The sequence below is a fragment of the Pseudomonas sp. BW7P1 genome (genome assembly GCF_024981055.1).
Taxonomy (GTDB): Bacteria; Pseudomonadota; Gammaproteobacteria; order Pseudomonadales; family Pseudomonadaceae; genus Aquipseudomonas; species Aquipseudomonas bananamidigenes.
Map to the genome: position 1 here is coordinate 1 of NZ_CP103374.1, position 22829 is coordinate 22829.

Sequence of the window (22829 nt, forward strand, 5' to 3'; positions counted from 1 at the left end):
ATGTCCCGACTCAATCCCCGGCAGCAAGAAGCCGTGAACTACGTCGGCGGCCCTCTATTGGTGCTCGCCGGCGCCGGCTCCGGCAAGACCAGCGTGATCACCCGCAAGATCGCGCACCTGATCCAGAATTGCGGCATCCGCGCCCAGTACATCGTCGCCATGACTTTCACCAACAAGGCGGCCCGCGAGATGAAGGAGCGGGTCGGCACCCTGCTGCGTGCCGGCGAAGGTCGCGGCCTGACGGTCAGTACCTTCCACAACCTGGGCCTGAACATCATCCGCAAGGAGCACGAACGGCTGGGCTACAAGCCCGGTTTCTCGATTTTCGACGAAACCGACGTGAAGTCGCTGATGACCGACATCATGCAGAAGGAATACGCGGGCGACGACGGCGTCGACGAGATCAAGAACATGATCGGCGCCTGGAAAAACGACCTGATCCTGCCGGCCCAGGCGCTGGAAAACGCCCGCAACCCCAAGGAACAGACCGCCGCCATCGTCTACACCCACTACCAGCGCACGCTCAAGGCGTTCAACGCGGTGGACTTCGACGACCTGATCCTGCTGCCGGTAAAGCTCTTCGAAGAGCACGCCGACATCCTCGAAAAGTGGCAGAACAAGGTGCGTTACCTGCTGGTGGACGAATACCAGGACACCAACGCCAGCCAGTACCTGCTGGTGAAAATGCTCATCGGCAAGCGCAACCAGTTCACCGTGGTGGGCGACGACGACCAGTCGATCTATGCCTGGCGTGGCGCGCGGCCGGAAAACCTGATGCTGCTCAAGGAAGACTACCCGTCCCTGAAAGTGGTGATGCTGGAGCAGAACTACCGCTCCACCAGCCGCATCCTGCGCTGCGCCAACGTGCTGATCTCGAACAACCCTCACGAATTCGAAAAGCAGTTGTGGAGTGAAATGGGCCACGGCGACGAGATCCGCGTGATCCGCTGCCGTAACGAAGACGCCGAAGCCGAGCGCGTGGCCATGGAAATCCTCAGCCTGCACTTGCGCACCGACCGCCCGTACAGTGATTTCGCGATCCTTTATCGCGGCAACTACCAGGCCAAACTGATCGAGCTGAAACTGCAGCACCATCAGGTGCCGTACCGTCTGAGCGGCGGCAACAGCTTCTTCGGCCGCCAGGAAGTGAAGGACCTGATGGCCTACTTCCGCCTGATCGTGAACCCGGACGACGACAACGCCTTCCTGCGCGTGATCAACGTCCCGCGCCGGGAGATCGGCTCGACCACCCTGGAAAAACTCGGCAACTACGCCACCGAACGCAAGATCTCGATGTACGCCGCCACCGACGAGCTCGGCCTGGGCGAACATCTGGACAGCCGCTTCACCGATCGCCTGTCGCGCTTCAAACGCTTCATGGACAAGGTCCGCGAGCAGTGCGCCGGCGAGGACCCGATCTCGGCCCTGCGCAGCATGGTCATGGACATCGACTACGAGAACTGGCTGCGCACCAACAGCTCCAGCGACAAGGCCGCAGACTACCGGATGAGCAACGTCTGGTTCCTGATCGAGGCCTTGAAGAACACCCTGGAAAAAGACGAAGACGGCGAGATGACCGTCGAGGATGCCATCGGCAAACTGGTCCTGCGCGACATGCTGGAGCGTCAGCAGGAAGAGGAAGAAGGCGCCGAAGGCGTGCAGATGATGACCCTGCATGCGTCCAAGGGTCTGGAATTCCCCTACGTGTTCATCATGGGCATGGAAGAGGAAATCCTCCCGCACCGCTCCAGCATCGAAGCCGACACCATCGAAGAGGAACGCCGCCTGGCCTACGTGGGCATCACCCGCGCACGCCAGACCCTCGCGTTCACCTTCGCCGCCAAGCGCAAACAGTACGGCGAGATCGTCGACTGCGCCCCCAGCCGCTTCCTCGATGAGCTGCCGCCGGACGACCTGGCCTGGGAAGGCAATGACGACACCCCGACCGAAGTCAAAGCCGTTCGCGGCAACAACGCATTGGCCGATATACGCGCGATGCTAAAGCGCTAGAATTGACCACTTTTACTAGACCTTCGGCGCCAAGGGCGCCAATTGAGGACAGCTTCATGGAAGCCCTGCATCAAAAAATCCGCGAACAAGGCATTGTGCTTTCCGACCAGGTCCTGAAAGTCGACGCTTTTCTGAACCACCAGATCGACCCGGCCCTGATGAAGCTGATTGGCGACGAGTTCGCCGCGCTGTTCAAGGATTCGGGCATCACCAAGATCGTCACCATCGAAGCCTCGGGTATCGCTCCGGCGGTCATGACCGGTCTGAACCTCGGCGTGCCGGTGATCTTCGCCCGCAAGCAGCAGTCCCTGACCCTGACTGAAAACCTGCTGTCGGCAACCGTTTACTCGTTCACCAAGAAGACCGAAAGCACCGTGGCCATTTCCCCGCGCCACCTGACCAGCAGCGACCGCGTGCTGATCATCGATGACTTCCTGGCCAACGGGAAGGCGTCCCAGGCGCTGATTTCGATCATCAAGCAGGCCGGTGCCACCGTGGCAGGCCTGGGTATCGTGATCGAGAAATCGTTCCAGGGCGGCCGCGCCGAGCTGGATTCCCAGGGCTACCGCGTCGAGTCGCTGGCTCGCGTGAAGTCGCTGAAGGATGGCGTGGTTACTTTCATCGAGTAACCCAGCGATTCGATAACTGTGGGAGCTGGCTTGCCAGCGATGACACCCTGTCAGCCTGCATCAATGTCGGCAGATACAGCGCTTTCGCTGGCAAGCCGGCTCCCACAGGTTTTGTATTGGTCGTTATGACCTGGTCGCCTTCAGGCCAGTGAGCAACAACCGCTGAAACAGGTCTTCCTTCAGGCCTTCCGGGTGGGTGAGCTGCATGCGCGCCAGATGCTCCGGATACAGCGAAGCCTCAGGCGCGTCCAGCGCTGCCTTGCCCAGCTCCAGAATCTCCGTCAGCTTGAACTTGCTCTTGAGCCAGTTCAGCGCCCGCAACAGATCCTTCTCGACCTCATTGAAATCGCAGCCCAGCGGATATTCCGGAAACAAATTCGGGTGCCGGGCGGCAATCGCCTGCAGGCGCTGCGGGGTGTTGTCGGTGAAGCGTGGATCGAGACGGAAATCCCTCGGCAACTTGCCGACCTTCTGCGCCTGTTCGATCAGGCTCTGCTGGAAGCGCGAGTCGCTGATGTTCAACAACGACTCGATCACCACGGCGTCCGGCTTGCCGCGCAAATCAGCGATACCGTACTCGGTGACCACGATGTCACGCAGATGCCGGGGAATCGTGCAGTGGCCATATTCCCAGACGATATTCGAACTGACTTCTCCGCCGGATTCGCGCCAGCTGCGCAGCAGCAGAATCGAGCGGGCATCGTGCAGCGCATGGCCCTGGGCGACGAAGTTGTATTGCCCGCCGACGCCGCTGAGCACCCGTCCGTCCTGCAATTGGTCCGCCACCCCCGCGCCCAGCAGGGTCATGGTGAACACGGTGTTGATGAACCGGGCATCGAGGCGCTGCAGGCGCTTGAGTTCTTCCTGACCGTACAGCTCGTTGATGTAACTGATGCGGGTCATGTTGAATTCAAGACGTTTGCTGTGGGGCAGCTCGCGCAGACGCTCATAGAAACTGCGCGGCCCGAGGAAGAAACCGCCGTGCACTGAAATGCCGTCGGTTTGCGCCGCCTCGTCGAGGGTGCCGGCGTTGGCCTGTCGCTGAGTCTCGATGTCCGGGTAGACCTTGCGCCGGATGATCCCGGCGTCCGCCAGCACCAGCAGGCCGTTGACGAACATTTCGCTGCAACCGTAAAGGCCCTTGGCGAACGGCTCGATGCCGCCCTCGCGCTCTATCAGCTGCGCCCACTGGCCGAGGTTCACATCGGCCAGCAAAGCCCGGTATCCGGCATTGTCGGCCTGCCGCGCCAGCAACGCGGCAGTCAGCGCATCGCCCATCGAACCGATGCCGATCTGCAAGGTGCCACCATCGCGCACCAGGGTACTGGCGTGCAGGCCGATCAAGTGATCCTGAAACCCGACGGGCATGTTCGGCGTGGAAAACAGTGTGCTGCTGTCCTTTTCGTCGATCAGCAGGTCGAAGGTGTCGATGTCGACTTCGGCATCACCCGGCATATACGGCAGCCCGGTGTGCACCTGGCCGACCAGCAGGATCGTTTCCCCCGCTGCCCGGCGTCTGGCGATCATCGGGAACAGGTCGAGGGTGATGTCCGGGTTGCAGCTCAAGCTCAGACGATCGGGATATTCACTGCTGCTGGCCAGCAACTGCGCCACCAGATTCAGGCCGGCGGCGTTGATATCCCGGGCGGCATGGCTGTAGTTGCTGCTGACGTAGTCCTGCTGGGCCGGCGCGCTGTTGAGCAGGCTGCCGGGCTGCATGAAGAACTGCTCGATACGGATGTTGGACGGCAGGCTGTCGCGGCGCAGGTCAGCGAGAAACTCCAGCTCCGGATAATCGCCGAACACCCGCTCGACGAAGGGCTCGATGAAGCGCTTCTGCAAACCGTCACCCAAGGCCGGGCGACCGAGGCACAGGGCGGTGTAGATCGTCAGTTGCCGCTCGGGCAAACCGGCGATGCGCCGGTACAGCGCGTTGACGAAGGGATTGGGTTTGCCCAGCCCCAGCGGCAGTCCCATGTGGATGTGCGCCGGCAGCCGTGCCAGTACGTCGTCCACTGCCTGTTCGATCGAACACAACTGCACCATCTGAAGCCTCCTGCCCGTTCCGTGAATAGAGGTACGACCGAGATTGCCGGTTGTTTGCTGCAATGAACAGCCTCAGCCCTGAATCGCAGGCACAAAAAAACCGTCCGGAGACGGTTTTTTTCAGCAGAAGAGCGCCTTATTTCAGGCCGGACATCTTCTGGATCGCACCCTTCAGCTCGTCATCCGAGCAGTCGGCGCAGGTGCCTTTCGGCGGCATGGAGTTGATACCGGTAATCGCCTTGGCGAGGATGCCGTCGAGGCCGCCCTGGTGATCGGCACGGTCTTTCCAGGCTGCTGTGTCACCGATTTTCGGCGCGCCCAGCAGGCCGGTACCGTGGCAAGCGTTGCAGTGTTTGGCAATCACTTCGTCCGGAGTCTTCGCTCCGCCACCGCCGCCCGCCGAAGCGGCCACTTCCATCCCCTTGCACTCTTGCCCTTGAACACATACCTGGCCGACAGGCTCGAGGCGTTTGGCAATGTCGTCATTCGTCGCAGCTTGAGCGCTGACAGCCCAGAGGGCCAGTACGGTTGCTGGTGCAGCCAGCATTTTCATAATTAGATTCACGCGTTCACCCTCAATGGTGGCTATTCACGCCTGCGGCCACGGTTCGCAGGCGGGCGCAAGTATAGCGGGTAGCCCGCCACACTGAAACAACCCCAAAGTTAAAGGGGTCTTGTTGCGCATCGGTCAGACAGTCCGGACACCTTTGCCGCAGTGGTCTGGCGTCTCTCGGTTTAAAAGTTCGCCGGCGTGGCTGCGCTGATTAGTCGCGCCGGTGCGTCGAACGGATTACGAAAACGATGCGGCTTGGTACTTTCAAAGTAGTAGCTGTCACCGGCTTCGAGGATAAAAGTTTCAAGGCCCACCACCAACTCCAGACGACCTTCCACCAGAATTCCGGTTTCCTCGCCTTCGTGGGTGAGCATTTCTTCACCGGTGTCGGCGCCTGGCGGATAGATCTCGTTCAGAAAGGCTATGGCCCGGCTCGGGTGCGCACGACCGACCAGTTTCATGGTCACGGCGCCGTCGGAAATGTCGATCAGCTCGTTGGCCTTGTAGACGATCTGGGTCGGTTTTTCCTGGAGGATTTCTTCTGAAAAGAACTCGACCATGGACATGGGAATCCCGCCCAGCACCTTCCTCAGCGAACTGATCGAAGGGCTGACGCTGTTCTTTTCGATCATCGAAATGGTGCTGTTGGTGACGCCCGCACGCTTGGCGAGTTCACGCTGGGAAAGCCCTTTGAGCTTGCGGATCGATTGCAGTCGTTCACCGACGTCCAAGGCTTGGGCCTCCTGAGTGTTGTAGAAATATTGAGCGTTATCATGGCGACAGCGTTCAGTATTTACAACACTTGGGCCCGGCCCGGGCTTCAACCCCCGGAATAGAGCCTTGGCACCCGGCGCAGGTTGCAGAAAATCTGGTATGGAATGGTGTCCGCCCACTTCGCCACGTCGCTGGCGAGGATGTTCTTGCCCCACAGCTCCACGGTCGAACCGAGACCGGCTTGCGGTACGTCGGTCAGATCGATGCACAGCATGTCCATCGACACGCGGCCCAATATGCGACTGCGTTTACCGGCCACCAGCACCGGGGTGCCGGTCGGCGCCTGACGCGGATAGCCGTCGGCGTAACCCATGGCGACCACGCCGATGCGCATCGGTTTGTCGGTGACGAATTTAGCGCCGTATCCCACCGGCTCGCCGGCCGGCAGTTCGCGCACGCTGATGACTTTCGATTCCAGGGTCATCACCGGTTGCAGGCGCTCGGCCACGGCGTTGGCTTCTTCGAACGGAGTGGCGCCATAGAGCATGATGCCCGGGCGCACCCAGTCACTTTGAATCTGTGGCCATCCCAGCACCGCCGGCGAATTGCGCAGACTGACTTCGGCGGCAAGGCCCTGACGCGCAGCTTCGAACACGGCAACCTGATCGGCGCTGCTTTGCTCATGCAGTTCATCGGCCCGGGCGAAGTGGCTCATCAGCACGATCTTCGCCACTTTGCCGCTGGCCAGCAGGCGTTGGTACGCCGCCGGGTAATCCTTCGGATGCAGGCCGACGCGGTGCATGCCCGAGTCGAGCTTCAGCCACACGGTGATCGGTTTGCTCAACGTGGCCTGCTCGATCGCTTCGAGCTGCCACAACGAATGCACCACACACCAGAAGTCATGCTCGACGATCAGCGCCAGCTCATCGGCCTCGAAAAAGCCTTCAAGCAACAGCACCGGTGCGCGAATCCCCGCAGCACGCAGCTCCAGGGCTTCTTCGATACAGGCCACCGCGAAGCCGTCCGCTTGTGCCTCCAGCGCCTGGGCACAACGTACTGCGCCATGACCGTAGGCGTCGGCCTTGATCACCGCCAGTGCCTTGGCACCGGTGACTTCACGGGCGATTTGGTAGTTGTGACGCAGGGCTTCTAGATCGATCAGGGCACGGGCAGGACGCATGGCAGCAGACTTCTTGGCGGTCATGGGAATAAAAACCGGCGCTGGCTGACGGCGTGAACCGCCAACAGCACCGGGAGAGGGATCTTTGCAGCAGGTTACGGCAACGCGGCGACGATGGAGATTTCCACCAGGATGTCCGGCCTGGCCATCTTCGCCTCGACTGTGGCACGGGCCGGCGCGGCGCCTTTGGGCAGCCACTGATCCCACACCGAATTCATCCCGGCGAAGTGCGCCTCGATGTCGTTCAGGTAGATCGTCGCCGACAGCAGATGCTGTTTGTCGGTACCGGCCAGATCCAGCAGACGCTCGATATTCGCGAGCACGTCGCGAGTCTGTTGTTCGACCCCGGCGTTGAAATCGTCACCGACCTGTCCGGCCAGGTACACGATACCGTTGTGGCTGACGATCTGACTCATGCGCTCATTGGTGAGCTGGCGCTGGATTGCCATGCTTTGCGGACTCCTGGGTCTTGTTGCCATAACGGGAAATATCGAGGCCTTCGGCGCTGATCTGCGGCTTTTTCTTCGCCATCAGGTCAGCCAGCAGGCGACCGGAGCCGCACGCCATGGTCCAGCCGAGGGTGCCGTGACCGGTGTTCAGGAACAGATTCTTGAACGGCGTGGCGCCGACGATCGGCGTGCCGTCCGGCGTGGTCGGACGCAGGCCGGTCCAGAAACTGGCTTCGGCCAGATTGCCGCCCTGAGGATAAAGGTCGTTGACGATCATCTCCAGGGTTTCGCGCCGACGCGGGTTCAGCGACAGGTCAAAACCGGCGATCTCCGCCATGCCGCCGACGCGGATGCGGTTGTCGAAACGAGTAATCGCCACCTTGTAGGTTTCGTCGAGAATGGTCGAAGTCGGGGCCATCGCCGGGTTGGTGATCGGCACGGTCAGCGAGTAGCCCTTCAACGGATAGACCGGAGCCTTGATGCCCAGCGGCTTGAGCATTTGTGGCGAATAACTGCCGAGGGCCAGCACGTAACGGTCGGCGGTTTCCAGCTTGCCGTCGATCCACACGCCGTTGATGCGATCACCGGCGAAGTCGAGGCGCTGGATGTCCTGGTTGAAACGGAATTCCACACCCAGGTTCACCGCCATTTCGGCGAGGCGGGTGGTGAAGATCTGGCAGTCACCGGTCTGGTCGTTCGGCAGGCGCAAGGCACCGGCCAGGATGTCAGTGACGCTGGCCAGGGCCGGCTCGACGCGGGCAATGCCGGCGCGGTCGAGGACTTCGAACGGCACACCGGACTCTTTCAGCACGGCGATATCCTTGGCGGCGCCATCCAGCTGGGCCTGAGTGCGGAACAACTGAGTAGTACCGAGGCTGCGGCCTTCGTAGGCAATGCCGGTTTCGGCGCGCAATTCGTCGAGGCAGTCGCGGCTGTACTCGGACAGACGCACCATGCGCTCCTTGTTCACCGCGTAACGGCTGGCGGTGCAGTTACGCAGCATCTGCGCCATCCACAGGTACTGGTCGATATCGGCGGTGGCCTTGATCGCCAGTGGCGCGTGGCGTTGCAGCAGCCACTTGATGGCCTTGAGCGGCACGCCCGGCGCAGCCCACGGCGAGGCATAACCCGGCGAGACCTGGCCTGCGTTGGCGAAACTGGTCTCCATGGCCGCGGCTGGCTGCCGGTCGACCACCACCACTTCAAACCCGGCACGGGCCAGATAGTAAGCACTGGCGGTACCGATGACGCCGCTACCCAAGACCATAACGCGCATTTTTGTATCCCTCTCGCGGCGTGCCGCGTACGTCTGTTGTTAGAGCAATGATGCGCGCAGTGTAAGAAAGATTCGCCAGTGCTTTTCACTGTATAAGCGCCTATATTTGGCGACAATTCTCGGCAAAAACCCTTTTCACGGAGGCGCATCCCCTATGCGTACCAACACTCAGACCAAACGTGAGCTGGACAAGATCGACCGCAACATCTTGCGGATCCTGCAGGCGGACGGGCGGATATCATTCACTGAACTGGGCGAGAAGGTCGGGCTCTCCACCACGCCGTGCACCGAGCGCGTGCGGCGCCTGGAGCGCGAGGGGATCATCATGGGCTACAACGCCCGGCTGAATCCGCAGCACTTGAAGGGCAGCCTGCTGGTGTTTGTCGAGATCAGCCTCGACTACAAATCCGGCGACACGTTCGAAGAGTTCCGACGCGCCGTCTTGAAGCTGCCCCACGTGCTGGAATGCCACCTGGTGTCAGGGGATTTCGACTATCTGGTGAAGGCGCGGATTTCCGAAATGGCTTCGTACCGCAAGTTGCTGGGCGACATCCTGCTCAAGCTGCCGCACGTGCGCGAATCCAAGAGCTACATCGTGATGGAAGAAGTGAAGGAGAGCCTGAGCCTGCCGATTCCGGATTGATCGCTCAGACCAGCACCTGTCGATTCGCAGCCATGTACTCGAACACCTGCTTCTCGACCCGTGGATGAATCAGCTCCACGGGCCGCCGGCCGTTGGGGCACGGCAAGGTCCGGGTGGTGCCGAACAACCGGCAGATCAGCGGCCGCTCGTCATACACCGTGCAGCCGTCCGGCCCCAGGTGCACGCAGTTGAGTGCTTCCATGGCCGCATCCTGCTCGGCGCGGGTCTTGCGCGGTAACCGGGCCATTTCCTCGGGCGAAGTGGTCACCGGCCCGCAGCAGTCGTGGCAGCCCGGAACGCACTCGAATGTGGGGATCTGCTGGCGCAGGGTGCGGATTTTCTGACTGTTGCAGCTCATTGCAGCGGTAACCGGAGCGAAATAGGCGGCAATTGTGCCGCAAAAGCGGTGATCCAGACACTACAGGCCGACCGATGTTGCCCGGCCTCGGGCCTGCGGCTTATGCTCCGTCAAATTTTCTCGACACCCGTTCAGGATGACGCCCATGAATGCCCGCGCCCACGCCTTCGCGAGCCAACCCCACGTTGCCTCTTATTACGCCGCCAGCAGCCTGCCGCAGCCCGACCACCCGGTGCTGCAAGGTGAGCTGACTGCGGATGTGTGCGTGGTCGGTGGCGGTTTTTCCGGGCTGAACACCGCGCTGGAGCTGGCAGAACGCGGCTTGAGCGTCGTGCTGCTGGAAGCGCACCGGATCGGCTGGGGCGCCAGCGGCCGCAACGGCGGGCAACTGATTCGCGGGGTCGGTCACGGCCTCGACCAGTTCGCCAACGTGATCGGCGCCGACGGTGTGCGTCAGATGAAACTCATGGGGCTGGAAGCGGTGGAAATCGTCCGACAGCGCGTCGAGAAATTTCAGATCCCCTGCGACCTGACCTGGGGTTACTGCGACCTCGCCAACAAACCTTCCGACCTGGAAGGCTTCGCCGAAGACGCCGAAGAACTGCGCAGTCTCGGCTACCGCTACGAAACCCGTCTGCTGCAAGCGAACGAAATGCACACGGTCGTCGGCTCCAAGCGTTACGTCGGTGGCCTGATCGACATGGGCTCCGGTCATTTGCACCCGTTGAACCTGGCACTGGGCGAAGCCGCAGCGGCACAGCAAGCGGGGGTGAAGCTGTTCGAACAATCGGCAGTCACCCGCATCGACTACGGCCGCGAAGTCCGGGTATACACGGCGCAAGGTTCAGTGCGAGCGAAAACGCTGGTGCTCGGCTGCAATGCCTATCTCAACAACCTGAATCCGCAACTCAGCGGCAAGGTGCTGCCGGCCGGCAGCTACATCATCGCCACCGAACCCCTGAGCGAAGCACAGGCTCGGGAACTGCTGCCGCAGAACATGGCAGTCTGCGACCAACGGGTGGCGCTGGATTATTACCGGCTCTCGGCGGACCGGCGCCTGCTGTTCGGTGGTGCCTGCCATTATTCGGGGCGTGATCCAAAGGACATCGGCGCGTACATGCGGCCCAAAATGCTGGAAGTGTTCCCGCAGCTCGCCTCAGCGAAGATCGATTATCAGTGGGGCGGGATGATCGGCATCGGTGCCAACCGTCTGCCGCAGATTGGCCGGCTGAGCGATCAGCCGAACGTGTATTACGCCCAGGCCTATTCCGGGCACGGCGTGAATGCCACACACCTGGCGGGCAAGCTGCTGGCCGAAGCCATCAGCGGTCAGCACAGCGGTGGCTTTGATCTGTTCGCCAAAGTGCCGCACATCACCTTCCCCGGCGGCAAGCATTTGCGCTCGCCGCTGCTGGCATTGGGGATGTTGTGGCATCGGCTCAAAGAGCTGGTCTGAGCTCGTTCCCACGCGCGTGGGAACGATCCTTCTAGATCCGCCAGAACGGCTTCAACCCCTCCTCCAGCGCCTGCTCCCGGGTCAGCCCGACATCCTTGAGTTGCTCCGGCGTCAGGCCCAGCAGGGCCTTGCGCGTGTGCAGACGATGCCAGAACAGACCCCAGCGACTCAGGCCGGACGGCGCGTTGCGCAATATCTCGTTGCGCGCCTTGTCCTGTTGCCCCGCCTCCAGTTCCTGACTGTGTAACGTCAGCCGCACATCGCTCAAGCCGTTCATTTTTTGTCGCTCCTGTTTACTTGGGTAGCCAGAGATTCCATGATGCGCGGGCCGACAAAAGCATTACAGATTCAACGCATCTGTATTATTTCCATACAGATTTGCTGTCTCCGGGACTGAATTGTCGATTTACGCCGCATCTGTACTGGTTTTTCGAATCACCTGCATCGAGGCAGTGCCATGACCCTGTATGTGAACCTTGCCGAACTGCTCGGCACCCGCATCGAACAAGGCTTCTACCGTCCTGGTGATCGCCTGCCGTCAGTGCGCGCCTTGAGCGTAGAACATGGGGTCAGCCTGAGCACGGTGCAGCAGGCCTACCGAATGCTGGAAGACAGCGGCCTGGCCACCCCGAAACCCAAATCCGGATACTTCGTGCCGGTCGGCCGCGAGCTTCCCGAACTGCCGGCCATCGGGCGTCCGGCCCAGCGCCCGGTGGAGATTTCCCAGTGGGATCAGGTGCTGGAACTGATTCGCGCCGTACCGCGCAAGGACGTCGTGCAGCTCGGTCGCGGCATGCCGGACATCTCGTCACCGACGATGAAACCGCTGCTGCGCGGACTGGCCCGTATCAGCCGCCGTCAGGACATGCCCGGTCTGTATTACGACAACATCCACGGCACCCTCGAACTGCGCGAACAGATCGCCCGGCTGATGCTCGATTCCGGCTGCCAGTTGAGCGCCAGCGACCTCGTCGTCACCACCGGTTGCCACGAAGCGCTGTCCACCAGCATCCACGCGATTTGCGAGCCGGGTGACATCGTCGCGGTGGATTCGCCAAGCTTTCACGGCGCCATGCAGACCCTCAAGGGGCTGGGCATGAAAGCCCTGGAAATCCCCACCGACCCGCTCACCGGCATCAGCCTAGAAGCCCTGGAACTGGCGCTGGAGCAATGGCCGATCAAGGTCATCCAGCTCACGCCCAACTGCAACAACCCGCTCGGCTACATCATGCCGGAGTCGCGCAAACGCGCGTTGCTGACGCTGGCACAGCGCTTCGACGTGGCGATCATCGAGGACGATGTGTATGGCGAACTGGCCTACACCTACCCGCGTCCGCGCACGATCAAATCCTTCGACGAAGACGGCCGCGTGCTGCTGTGCAGCTCGTTTTCCAAGACCCTCGCGCCGGGCCTGCGCATCGGCTGGGTCGCGCCGGGTCGCTACCTCGAACGGGTACTGCACATGAAGTACATCAGCACCGGCTCCACCGCACCACAGCCACAGATCGCCATCGCCGAATTTCTCAAGGCCGGGCACTTCGAACCGCATTTGCGGCGGATGCGCACTCAATATCAGCGCAATCGCGACGTGATGATCGACTGGGTGACCCGTTATTTCCCTGCCGGCACCCGCGCCAGCCGTCCGCAGGGCAGCTTCATGCTCTGGGTCGAACTGCCGGAAGGTTTCGATACCCTGAAACTGAATCGTGCGCTGCACGATCAGGGCGTACAGATTGCCGTCGGCAGCATTTTTTCCGCCTCGGGCAAGTATCGCAATTGCCTGCGCATGAACTACGCTGCCAAGCCGACACCGCTCATCGAAGAAGCCGTGCGCAAGGTCGGTGCGGCGGCGATCAAATTGCTCGCTGAAACCGACTGACCTTTTTCAAGAGCCCCGCGTCCATATGCCGACCCTTGCCGCCAATCGGAACAATCCCGCGTGAGCCTCAGACAGCCCCTGCTTGCCCTGCCTCTACTCGCCGCGCTCCTGGGCGGTTGCGCGACCCTCGACGTGCCGCGCGAGCCAAGCCAGGCATTGCCGGCCTCGGCATCGAGTTTCGGGCGCTCCATCCAGGCCCAGGCCGCGCCGTACAAAGGTCAGTCGGGGTTCCGCCTGCTGTCCAACAGCACCGAAGCCTTCACCGCCCGCGCCGAGCTGATCCGCAACGCTCAACGCAGCCTCGACCTGCAGTACTACATCGTCCACGACGGCATCAGCACCCGCATGCTGGTGGAAGAAGTGTTGAAGGCTGCCGACCGTGGTGTGCGGGTGCGGATCCTGCTGGACGATACCACCAGCGACGGCCTCGATTTGATCATTGCCACGCTGGCGGCGCATCCGAACATCCAGATCCGCCTGTTCAATCCACTGCACCTGGGCCGCAGCACCGGCGTGACCCGGGCTGCCGGCCGGTTGTTCAACCTGTCGCAGCAACACCGACGGATGCACAACAAACTGTGGCTGGCGGACAACAGCGCCGCGATCGTTGGCGGGCGCAATCTGGGTGACGAGTATTTCGATGCCGAGCCCAACCTGAACTTCACCGACATCGACATGCTCAGCGTCGGACCGGTCGCCGAACAACTCGGGCACGGCTTCGATCAATACTGGAACAGCGCCCTGAGCAAGCCGATCGAGGAATTCCTCTCCAGCAAGCCCTCGGCCAAGGATCTGCAAAACACTCGCACGCGCCTGGAAGAATCCCTGGAGGAAACCCGCAAACAGAACCACGCGCTCTACCAACAACTGATGACCTTCACCACGCATCCGCGCATGGACATCTGGCGGCGGGAACTGATCTGGGCCTGGAACCAGGCATTGTGGGACGCGCCGAGCAAGGTGCTGGCGGACGGCGAACCAGACCCGCAGCTGCTGCTGACCACGCAACTGGCGCCAGAGCTGCGGGGCGTGAGCAAAGAGCTCATGATGATTTCCGCCTACTTCGTGCCGGGCCAGCCGGGGCTGGTTTACCTGACCGGGCGGGCCGATGCTGGCGTGTCGGTGAGCCTGCTGACCAACTCGCTGGAAGCCACCGATGTGCCGGCGGTGCACGGGGGTTATGCGCCTTATCGCAAGGCGTTGCTGGAACATGGCGTGAAGCTGTATGAACTGCGGCGCCAGCCTGGGGATAACTTCGGCAGTGGCCCGCACCTGTTTTACAGCAAATCGTTTCGTGGCTCGGACTCCAGTCTGCACAGCAAGGCGATGATCTTCGACGGGAAAAAATCGTTTATTGGTTCATTCAACTTCGACCCGCGCTCGGTGTTGTGGAACACCGAGGTCGGCGTGCTGGTGGACAGCCCCGAACTGGCTGCCCATGTTCGGGAATTGGCCTTGCAGGGCATGGCGCCAGCGCTGAGTTACGAGGCAAAACTGCAGGACGGGAAACTCGTCTGGGTCACCGAAGACAACGGCCAGATGCACACGCTGACCAAGGAACCCGGCAGCTGGTGGCGGCGCTTCAATGCGTGGTTCAGCACCACGGTGGGACTGGAGCGGATGCTTTAGCCATCCGCCCCGGGCGGCCTGTCAAGCGGGCTCCGGCACCTTGCCGAACGCCCCTTGCCGCAACAGCAGAATCACCAGTCCGAACGCCCCGGCCGCCATGAACCAAGGCAACGCGTGTCCGCTGATCCATTGACTGCCCGCCCCCGCTGCCAGCGGCCCGATTAGGCAACCGACACCCCACAACTGCGCGACATGCGCATTGGCGCGTACCAGCGCGTCGTCGCGGTAGCGCTCACCGATCAGGATCAGCGACAGGGTGAACAAGCCACCGGCACTGGCGCCGAACAGCACCCACAACGGCCAGATCAGCAAGGTGTCGAGCAGCACGGGAATCGCCAGGCTCGACAACATCAGCACCACCGCGCAACCGGCAAACAGGGTTCGCCGTGACAGGTAGTCGGCCAGGGCCCCGATGGGCAATTGCAGCAGCGCATCGCCCACCACCACGGTGCTGACCATCGCCAGCGCGATTTCCGCCGTGAAGCCCTGTTGCAGGCAGTACACCGGCAACAGGGTCAGGATCATCGCCTCGAACCCGGCGAACAGCGACACCGCCCAGGCAATCGCCGGCAACTCGCGACTGAAACCCCACAGATCGCCGAAGGTCACGCTGCTGGCTTCACTGCTCGGCGCCCCGCTGCGACCCAGCAACAACAACGGCGAAGTCATCAGCAGAGCGACCCCGACCCAAAAGCCGTAATCATGTTCGGTGCCGAGCGCGCCCAGCAGCAACGGACCGGACAGTTGGCTCAACGCATAACTGCTGCCATACAGCGCCACCAGCCGTCCGCGCCACTGCTCGACCACCAGCTGGTTGATCCAGCTTTCGCCGAGGATGAAGACGATGGTCAGGATCACCCCGATCATCAAGCGCAGCACCAGCCAGATCGGGTAGCTCGGCAGCAGCGCCAGCAGACCGATGGACAATGCCCCGCCCCACAGACACAGACGCATCAGGTTCGCCGTGCCGAAGCGCGCCGCCAGATGACTCGACACCTTTGCTCCCAGCAACACGCCAATGGCCGGCATCGCCGCCATCACACCAATGGCGAACGAACCATACCCCCAGCCCTCCAGACGCAACGACACCAGCGGCATACTGACGCCAAGGGCCAGGCCAACACTCAAGACAGACGCCAACACGGCGAAATACGTCGCCCAACGCATGGTCCACGCTCCTGTGGATATTTTTTATTCAGACAAAACCAATGTGGGAGCGAGCCTGCTCGCGAAAGCGGCGTCACATTCAACAGGTATGTCGACTGTCACACCGCTTTCGCGAGCAAGCCCGCTCCCACATGGGATCTCTGTTTCGTCAGGGAGCCCGGGGTGCCCGGGCTCCCCTCAACGGTTTACAGCTTGATCCAGGTCGCCTTCAGCTCGGTGTATTTGTCGAACGCGTGCAACGACTTGTCACGGCCGTTACCCGACTGCTTGAAGCCGCCGAACGGTGCAGTCATGTCGCCGCCATCGTATTGGTTGACCCAAACGCTGCCGGCACGCAGGGCCTTGGCAGTCAGATGCGCCTTGGAGATGTCCTGGGTCCAGACCGCTGCCGCCAGGCCGTAAGGCGTGTCGTTGGCGATGCGGATCGCGTCCTCGGCCGTGTCGAAGGCGATGACCGAAAGCACCGGGCCGAAGATCTCTTCCTGGGCGATCTTCATCGCATTGCTCACGCCGTCGAAAATCGTCGGTTCGACGTAGGTGCCACCGGTTTCCTGAAGGATGCGCTTGCCGCCGGCCACCAGTTTGGCGCCGTCGGTGTGGCCCGACTCGATGTAGGACAGCACAGTGTTCATTTGTTGGGTATCGACCAGCGCACCGACGTTGGTGGCCGGGTCCAGCGGATTGCCCGGTTTCCAGGCTTTCAGCGCCTCGATCACCATGGGCAGAAATTTGTCCTTGATCGAACGCTCGACCAGCAGACGGGAACCGGCGGTGCAGACCTCGCCCTGGTTGAAGGCAATGGCGCTGGCGGCGGATTCGGCCGCAGCCTGCAGGTCCGGTGCATCGGCAAACACGATGTTCGGGCTCTTGCCGCCGGCTTCCAGCCAGACGCGTTTCATGTTCGATTCGCCGGAATAGATCATCAGTTGTTTGGCGATTTTGGTCGAACCGGTGAACACCAGGGTATCGACGTCCATGTGCAACGCGAGCGCCTTGCCGACGGTATGGCCATAACCTGGCAGCACGTTGAACACGCCTTTCGGGATACCGGCCTCGACTGCCAGGGCGGCGATGCGGATGGCCGTCAGCGGAGACTTTTCAGACGGTTTGAGAATCACCGAGTTACCGGTCGACAGTGCAGGACCCAGCTTCCAGCAGGCCATCATCAACGGGAAGTTCCACGGCACGATGGCACCGACCACCCCCACGGGTTCACGGGTCACCAGACCCAGTTGATCGTGCGGCGTAGCGGCAACTTCGTCGTAGATCTTGTCGATCGCTTCACCGCTCCAGCTCAGCGCTTGCGCCGCGCCCGGAACGTCGATGTACAGCGAATCGCTGATAGTTTTGCCCATGTCGAGGGTTTCGAGCAGGGCCAGTTCTTCGGCGTGCTGCTTCAGCAGGCCGGCAAAACGGATCATGGTGGCTTTGCGTTTGGTCGGTGCCAGGCGCGACCAGACACCGGAATTGAAGGTGGCACGGGCGTTTTCCACGGCGCGCTGGGCGTCGGCGGCGTCACAGCTGGCAATCTTGCCCAGCAGACGGCCATCGACCGGGCTGATGCACTCGAAAGTCTCGCCGGAGACGGCATCGGTGTACTCGCCATTGAGGTAGGCGCGACCTTCGATCTTCAGGTCACGGGCGCGTTGTTCCCAATCGGCGCGAGTCAGCGTGGTCATTCAAGTGTCCTCCTCTTGTTGAGTACGAGCGCCGCGCAATCTTCGCCGGCGACCTCAGGAATTCTGCCCGGCCAGCCTGTTTTCGGCCCGAGGCACCCACCACCCTAAACCAGCGGCCGGGTTTGTTTCAATATATTTGACATAAGCTCGTGATACGGCCTTGCGGTGTTCATTTTAATAAACATAGACTTTGGCCCCTCAAGCCACCGCGCCGTCACTACAGGAGAAAACAACAATGAACATCCAGAACGTCGTCGACATCAGCCTGACCATGGACCAGGCCGAGCGCTACCGCCCGGACCCGGCCAAAGTACTCAAAGGCGATCCCGAGCAGGCGGTGTTCAATCAGTACGACAGCCCTTGCGGGCAGATGGGCGTCGGTGTGTGGGAAGGCGCGGTCGGTCAGTGGACCGTGAATTACACCGAGCATGAATACTGCGAAATCCTGCAGGGTGTTTCGGTGCTGCGAGACAGCGAAGGCAACGCCAAGACCCTGCGCGTGGGTGACCGCTTCGTGATTCCGGCCGGTTTCCGTGGCACCTGGGAAGTGCTGGAAGCCTGCCGCAAGGTCTATGTGATCTTTGAACAGAAGGCCTGATGCCTTTCGCCAGGCAACAAAAAAGGCCCGTATCGTGAGATACGGGCCTTTTTCGTCGGTCGGGAAAATCAATTACTTGATTTTGCCTTCCTTGTAGATCACGTGCTTGCGAACAACCGGATCATATTTCTTGATCTCGATTTTGTCCGGGGTAGTACGCTTGTTCTTGTCGGTAGTGTAGAAGTGACCAGTACCGGCGCTCGAGATCAAACGAATCAATTCACGCATGATTAGCTCCCTTAGATCTTGCCGTCGCGACGCAGCTCGGCCAGCACAACGCTGATGCCACGCTTGTCGATGATGCGCATGCCTTTGGCGGAAACGCGCAGGCGTACGAAACGTTTCTCTTCTTCAACCCAGAAGCGGTGATGCTGCAGGTTCGGCAGGAAACGACGACGGGTTTTGTTGTTTGCGTGGGAAATGTTATTCCCGGTTACCGGACCCTTACCGGTAACTTGACATACTCTAGACATGCCTCAGCCCTCTAAAACCACATGCCCAACCCGGCATGGGTTGGCCGCTTAATCTCTAGTCATTGTGGCGCCAGGCGCCGCGATTCTTTAGAGGTCTTACCGGCTACACCTACAAGCGAAGGAACCGGGCCCCTAGAAAAGAGCGCTGCTTTATACCAGAAAGACCACGGAGCAACAACTTTCCGTGCGCAATGAATGGCTAAAAAGCCGTTTTTCCTGCCTGCAAGCGCCTTGGGTAAAGGCTGCCGGCAATTTTTACCATTCGTCGAAGAAAATCGATCATACCTGCAATCGCGACTTTTCCTGCCGCCAATTCCGACAATTTCCCCGCCCCCAGACCCCGAAAAAGCAAAAAGGGGATAGTCATTTGCAATCGCGACCACTAGGGTAGGCCTTTTCCAGACTGCACTTGCAGATGGGCCTTCGATCTGTAAAGGAAGCCGACCATGCGCCTCGCTGCCCTCCCCCTGCTGCTCGCCCCGCTCTTGCTGAGCCCACTGGCCCATGCCGCCGCCCTGAGCGTCTGCACCGAGGCCAGTCCTGAAGGCTTCGACGTGGTGCAGTACAACTCGCTGACCACCACCAACGCTTCGGCAGATGTGTTGATGAACCGCCTGGTGGACTTCGACACGGCGACCGGCAAGGTGGTCCCGAGCCTGGCCGACAGCTGGGAAGTCAGCACCGACGGCCTGACTTATATATTCAAACTGCACCCGCAGGTGAAATTCCACAGCACCGAGTACTTCAAGCCGACCCGCGAACTGACCGCCGAAGACGTCAAATTCAGCTTCGACCGCATGCTCGACCCGGCCAATCCATGGCACAAGGTCGCCCAGAGCGGCTTTCCCCACGCTCAGTCGATGCAGTTGCCCAGCCTGATCAAGAAGATCGACGCGCTGGATCCGCTGACCGTGCGTTTTACCCTCGACCATCCGGACTCGACATTCCTGGCGACCCTGAGCATGGGCTTCGCCTCGATCTATTCCGCCGAGTACGCCGACAAACTGCTGAAAGCCGGCGCGACCGACAAGCTCAACAGCCAGCCGATCGGCACCGGGCCGTTCGTGTTCACCCGGTTCCAGAAAGACGCATCGATCCGCTACAAGGCCAACCCGGATTACTTCGGCGGCAAGCCTGCGGTGGATCCGCTGATCTTCGCCATCACCCCGGACGCCAACGTGCGCCTGCAAAAGCTGCGGCGTAACGAATGCCAGATTGCCCTGTCGCCCAAACCACTCGACGTACAGGCCGCCAAGGAAGAGCCGACGCTGAAAGTCGAAAAGACTGACGCGTTCATGACCGCTTTTGTTGGCATCAACAGCCAGCATCCCCCATTGGACAAGCCGGAAGTGCGCCAGGCGATCAACCTCGCCTTCGACAAGAGCAACTACCTGAAAGCGGTGTTCGAAGACACCGCCGAACCCGCCAACGGCCCGTACCCGCCGAATACCTGGAGCTACGCCAGGAATTTGCCGGGCTACCCGCACGACGTGGACAAAGCCAAAGCCTTGCTGGCCAAGGCCGGGCTGAAGGAGGGTTTCCAGACCACCATCTGGACACGCCCGTCCGGCAGCCTGCTCAACCCCAATCCGAGCCTCGGTGCACAACTGCTGCAGTCGGATCTGGCGGAAATCGGCATTCAGGCGGAAATCCGCGTGATCGAATGGGGTGAGCTGATCCGTCGGGCCAAGGCCGGCGAACATGACCTGCTGTTCATGGGTTGGGCCGGTGACAACGGCGACCCGGACAACTTCCTCACCCCGCAGTTTTCCTGCGCAGCGGTGAAGTCCGGCACCAACTTCGCCCGCTACTGCAACGCCGACCTGGACAAGTTGATCAGCGCCGGCAAGACCACCAGCGAACAGGGCGTGCGCACCAAGCTCTATGAACAGGCCCAGGCGCAGATCCAGCAGCAGGCGCTGTGGCTGCCGCTGGCGCATCCGACAGCGTATGCGCTGACGCGCAAGGATGTGCAAGGTTATTCGGTGAGCCCGTTCGGTCGGCAGGATTACTCCAAGGTCACCCTCAAGTAATCCGCCCCGGCTTGCAGCGACTGCAGTCGCTGCAAGCTACATCCAGCCACACTCCGCCATCGACAGTGGTTCCCCGTCACCGACGATGAAGTGATCGAGCACCCGCACATCGATCAGTTCCAGAGCCTTCTGCAAGCGCTTGGTCAGCACACGGTCTGCCTGACTGGGATCGCTGTTCCCCGACGGGTGGTTATGACACAGGATCACGGCCGCCGCGTTATTGGCCAACGAGCGCTTCACCACTACACGGGGATGCACGGCAGTGTTGTCAATGGAGCCGCGAAACAGCGGCTCGAACGTCAGCACTTGATGCTTGGAATCCAGAAACAGGCAGCCGAATACTTCGTGCGGCTCGTGGCGCAGCATGGCTTTGAGGTAATCGCGAACCACCTGTGGATTCTCCAGAGCCGTTTTCTGCCGCATGCGCTCGGCCAAATGTCGCCGCCCCATCTCCAGCACGGCTTGCAACTGGGCGAACTTCGCCGGCCCCAGGCCCAATTGCTCGCTGAACGCGCCGAGATCAGCCTCCAGCAACGCACGCAGGCTGCCGAACTGATTCAACAAGTGTCGCGCCAGATCCACCGCGCTTTTACCGGATACGCCGGTCCGTAGAAAAATCGCCAGCAATTCGGCATCGGAAAGACTTCCCGAGCCCTGTTCAAGCAGCTTCTCCCGCGGCCTTTCCGCCGCCGGCCAATCGCGAATACTCATACACACTCCTTGTCTATGGGCGCCGCTGTTCCATAGCGGTCGCTGTGATATCGTAGCCCATCTTTTTTGCGGGCGAATTCACCCTGGGGAGGGGGTTTCGCAACGCATGTCACCCACGAAATGAAAGGCAGACCTATGCAGCGGCTGTATCGGAAACGCATCGTTCTGGGCGTCGGCGGCGGCATCGCTGCCTACAAGAGCGCCGATCTTGTGCGCCGCCTGATCGATCAGGGCGCCGAGGTGCGCGTGGTCATGACCCGTGGCGGCAGCGAATTCATCACCCCGCTGACCATGCAGGCCCTGTCCGGCCACCCGGTTCACCTGGACTTGCTCGACCCGGCCGCCGAAGCGGCAATGGGCCACATCGAACTGGCCAAATGGGCCGATCTGGTGCTGATCGCCCCGGCGACCGCCGACCTGCTCGCCCGTCTGGCCCAAGGCATCGCCAACGATCTGCTGACCACGCTGGTGCTGGCCACCGACGCCATCGTCGCGGTCGCTCCGGCCATGAACCAGGCCATGTGGCGCGATCCGGCGACCCAGGCCAACCTGCAACTCCTTGAAAGCCGTGGTCTGAAGACCTTCGGCCCGGCTTCAGGCAGCCAGGCCTGCGGCGATGTCGGCATGGGCCGCATGATGGAAGCCACCGACCTGGCCCAGCTCGCGGCGGACTGCTTCCAGCGTCAGGCACTGACCGGCAGGCACGTGGTGATCACCGCCGGCCCGACCCAGGAAAACATCGACCCGGTGCGCTATATCACCAACCACAGCTCCGGCAAAATGGGCTTCGCCCTGGCTGAAGCCGCGGTGGAAGCCGGCGCCCGTGTCACACTGATCAGCGGCCCGGTGCATTTGCCGACGCCGGACCGCGTCACGCGGATCGACGTGGTCAGCGCACGCGACATGCTCGCTGCCTGCGAAGCCGCGATCCCTTGCGACATCTTCATCGCCTCGGCGGCGGTCGCAGACTACCGCCCGGAAGTCGTCGCCCCGCAAAAACTCAAGAAAGATCCTACGAGCGGTGACGGCTTCGTCCTGCAAATGGTGCGCAACCCGGACATCCTGGCCACCATCGCCACCCGTCCCGACCGTCCGTTCAGTGTCGGCTTCGCCGCCGAGACCGAACACCTGCTCGACTACGCTGCGCGCAAGCTGAAAGACAAGAATCTCGATCTGATCGTCGCCAACGACGTCGCCAACCCGAGCATCGGTTTCAACAGCGAAGAAAATGCCTGCAGCGTCATCGACCGTGGGCTGCACGCCACGGTTTTCGCCCAGACCAGCAAGAGCAAGATCGCTCGCCAGCTCGTCACTTTTATCGCCGAACGTCTGAACCAGGTTTAATT

General features: G+C 61.4%; 22 protein-coding genes. 9 read left to right on the plus strand and 13 right to left on the minus strand.

Annotated features, from left to right (window positions below; all coding sequences use genetic code 11):
- Nucleotides 1-2010 (plus strand): DNA helicase Rep, encoded by a 2010-nt coding sequence (gene rep, locus NWV16_RS00005; RefSeq protein ID WP_065258156.1) that lies wholly within the window; start codon nt 1-3, stop codon nt 2008-2010.
- A 56-nt stretch (nt 2011-2066) separates the two neighbouring features.
- Nucleotides 2067-2639: a xanthine phosphoribosyltransferase gene (locus tag NWV16_RS00010; RefSeq protein WP_260521503.1), complete on the plus strand. Its 573-nt coding sequence runs from the start codon at nt 2067-2069 to the stop codon at nt 2637-2639.
- Between the two features lie 123 nt (nt 2640-2762).
- On the opposite strand, the gene NWV16_RS00015 is transcribed toward NWV16_RS00010, so the two are convergent.
- The 6 genes from NWV16_RS00015 to dadA all read right to left on the minus strand — a co-directional run bounded on the left by NWV16_RS00015 (nt 2763) and on the right by dadA (nt 8857).
- Nucleotides 2763-4685: an acetyl-CoA hydrolase/transferase C-terminal domain-containing protein gene (locus tag NWV16_RS00015; protein ID WP_260521504.1), complete on the minus strand. Its 1923-nt coding sequence runs from the start codon at nt 4683-4685 to the stop codon at nt 2763-2765.
- A gap of 136 nt (nt 4686-4821) precedes the next feature.
- Nucleotides 4822-5238 (minus strand): c-type cytochrome, encoded by a 417-nt coding sequence (locus NWV16_RS00020; protein WP_041071964.1) that lies wholly within the window; start codon nt 5236-5238, stop codon nt 4822-4824.
- A 182-nt stretch (nt 5239-5420) separates the two neighbouring features.
- Nucleotides 5421-5969, minus strand: coding sequence for a cupin domain-containing protein (locus tag NWV16_RS00025; protein WP_003229444.1), 549 nt, complete (start codon nt 5967-5969; stop codon nt 5421-5423).
- 89 nt (nt 5970-6058) lie between these two features.
- A complete protein-coding gene (alr, locus tag NWV16_RS00030) occupies nt 6059-7132 on the minus strand; it encodes an alanine racemase (RefSeq protein ID WP_260523596.1) in 1074 nt (357 codons plus the stop codon).
- A gap of 95 nt (nt 7133-7227) precedes the next feature.
- Complete coding sequence (locus NWV16_RS00035; protein WP_065258160.1) at nt 7228-7581, minus strand: RidA family protein; 354 nt, start codon at nt 7579-7581, stop codon at nt 7228-7230.
- On the minus strand, nt 7553-8857 hold the full coding sequence (gene dadA, locus NWV16_RS00040) for a D-amino acid dehydrogenase (RefSeq protein ID WP_065258161.1): 1305 nt from the start codon (nt 8855-8857) through the stop codon (nt 7553-7555). The genes NWV16_RS00035 and dadA overlap by 29 nt, the downstream gene beginning before the upstream one ends.
- Nucleotides 8858-9011: 154 nt before the next feature.
- On the opposite strand from dadA, the gene NWV16_RS00045 reads away from it, so the two are divergent.
- Nucleotides 9012-9500: an Lrp/AsnC ligand binding domain-containing protein gene (locus NWV16_RS00045; protein ID WP_003177284.1), complete on the plus strand. Its 489-nt coding sequence runs from the start codon at nt 9012-9014 to the stop codon at nt 9498-9500.
- A 4-nt stretch (nt 9501-9504) separates the two neighbouring features.
- Here NWV16_RS00045 and NWV16_RS00050 read toward each other — a convergent pair whose 3' ends face one another.
- A complete protein-coding gene (locus tag NWV16_RS00050) occupies nt 9505-9858 on the minus strand; it encodes a YkgJ family cysteine cluster protein (protein WP_260521505.1) in 354 nt (117 codons plus the stop codon).
- A 145-nt stretch (nt 9859-10003) separates the two neighbouring features.
- Between NWV16_RS00050 and NWV16_RS00055 the strand changes: the two genes are divergently transcribed.
- A complete protein-coding gene (locus NWV16_RS00055; RefSeq protein WP_260521506.1) occupies nt 10004-11314 on the plus strand; it encodes an FAD-binding oxidoreductase in 1311 nt (436 codons plus the stop codon).
- 31 nt (nt 11315-11345) lie between these two features.
- Here NWV16_RS00055 and NWV16_RS00060 read toward each other — a convergent pair whose 3' ends face one another.
- Entirely contained in the window at nt 11346-11591 is a 246-nt protein-coding gene (locus NWV16_RS00060) for a DUF1127 domain-containing protein (RefSeq protein ID WP_065258164.1), read from the minus strand.
- 180 nt (nt 11592-11771) lie between these two features.
- Between NWV16_RS00060 and NWV16_RS00065 the strand changes: the two genes are divergently transcribed.
- Both NWV16_RS00065 and NWV16_RS00070 read left to right on the plus strand, forming a co-directional pair.
- Nucleotides 11772-13193 carry a PLP-dependent aminotransferase family protein gene (locus NWV16_RS00065; protein WP_065258165.1) on the plus strand — a complete coding sequence of 474 codons (1422 nt, stop codon included), beginning with the start codon at nt 11772-11774 and terminating at the stop codon, nt 13191-13193.
- 60 nt (nt 13194-13253) lie between these two features.
- On the plus strand, nt 13254-14822 hold the full coding sequence (locus NWV16_RS00070) for a phospholipase D family protein (protein WP_260521507.1): 1569 nt from the start codon (nt 13254-13256) through the stop codon (nt 14820-14822).
- 21 nt (nt 14823-14843) lie between these two features.
- Here the strand turns inward: NWV16_RS00070 and NWV16_RS00075 are convergent, their stop codons facing one another.
- Both NWV16_RS00075 and NWV16_RS00080 read right to left on the minus strand, forming a co-directional pair.
- Nucleotides 14844-15989 (minus strand): MFS transporter, encoded by a 1146-nt coding sequence (locus NWV16_RS00075; protein WP_260521508.1) that lies wholly within the window; start codon nt 15987-15989, stop codon nt 14844-14846.
- Between the two features lie 185 nt (nt 15990-16174).
- On the minus strand, nt 16175-17668 hold the full coding sequence (locus tag NWV16_RS00080; protein ID WP_260521509.1) for an aldehyde dehydrogenase: 1494 nt from the start codon (nt 17666-17668) through the stop codon (nt 16175-16177).
- Nucleotides 17669-17903: 235 nt separating this feature from the next.
- On the opposite strand from NWV16_RS00080, the gene NWV16_RS00085 reads away from it, so the two are divergent.
- A complete protein-coding gene (locus tag NWV16_RS00085; protein WP_169432451.1) occupies nt 17904-18266 on the plus strand; it encodes a cupin domain-containing protein in 363 nt (120 codons plus the stop codon).
- 72 nt (nt 18267-18338) lie between these two features.
- On the opposite strand, the gene rpmG is transcribed toward NWV16_RS00085, so the two are convergent.
- Together rpmG and rpmB are read right to left on the minus strand one after the other, a co-directional pair.
- Nucleotides 18339-18494: a 50S ribosomal protein L33 gene (gene rpmG / locus NWV16_RS00090; protein WP_003177274.1), complete on the minus strand. Its 156-nt coding sequence runs from the start codon at nt 18492-18494 to the stop codon at nt 18339-18341.
- Between the two features lie 11 nt (nt 18495-18505).
- Nucleotides 18506-18739: a 50S ribosomal protein L28 gene (gene rpmB / locus NWV16_RS00095; protein ID WP_003229474.1), complete on the minus strand. Its 234-nt coding sequence runs from the start codon at nt 18737-18739 to the stop codon at nt 18506-18508.
- Between the two features lie 446 nt (nt 18740-19185).
- On the opposite strand from rpmB, the gene NWV16_RS00100 reads away from it, so the two are divergent.
- On the plus strand, nt 19186-20772 hold the full coding sequence (locus tag NWV16_RS00100) for an ABC transporter substrate-binding protein (RefSeq protein WP_260521510.1): 1587 nt from the start codon (nt 19186-19188) through the stop codon (nt 20770-20772).
- A 36-nt stretch (nt 20773-20808) separates the two neighbouring features.
- Here the strand turns inward: NWV16_RS00100 and radC are convergent, their stop codons facing one another.
- Nucleotides 20809-21483 (minus strand): RadC family protein, encoded by a 675-nt coding sequence (gene radC / locus NWV16_RS00105; RefSeq protein ID WP_260521511.1) that lies wholly within the window; start codon nt 21481-21483, stop codon nt 20809-20811.
- 135 nt (nt 21484-21618) lie between these two features.
- On the opposite strand from radC, the gene coaBC reads away from it, so the two are divergent.
- Nucleotides 21619-22827: a bifunctional phosphopantothenoylcysteine decarboxylase/phosphopantothenate--cysteine ligase CoaBC gene (gene coaBC, locus NWV16_RS00110; protein WP_065258172.1), complete on the plus strand. Its 1209-nt coding sequence runs from the start codon at nt 21619-21621 to the stop codon at nt 22825-22827.
- Nucleotides 22828-22829: the final 2 nt, after the last annotated feature.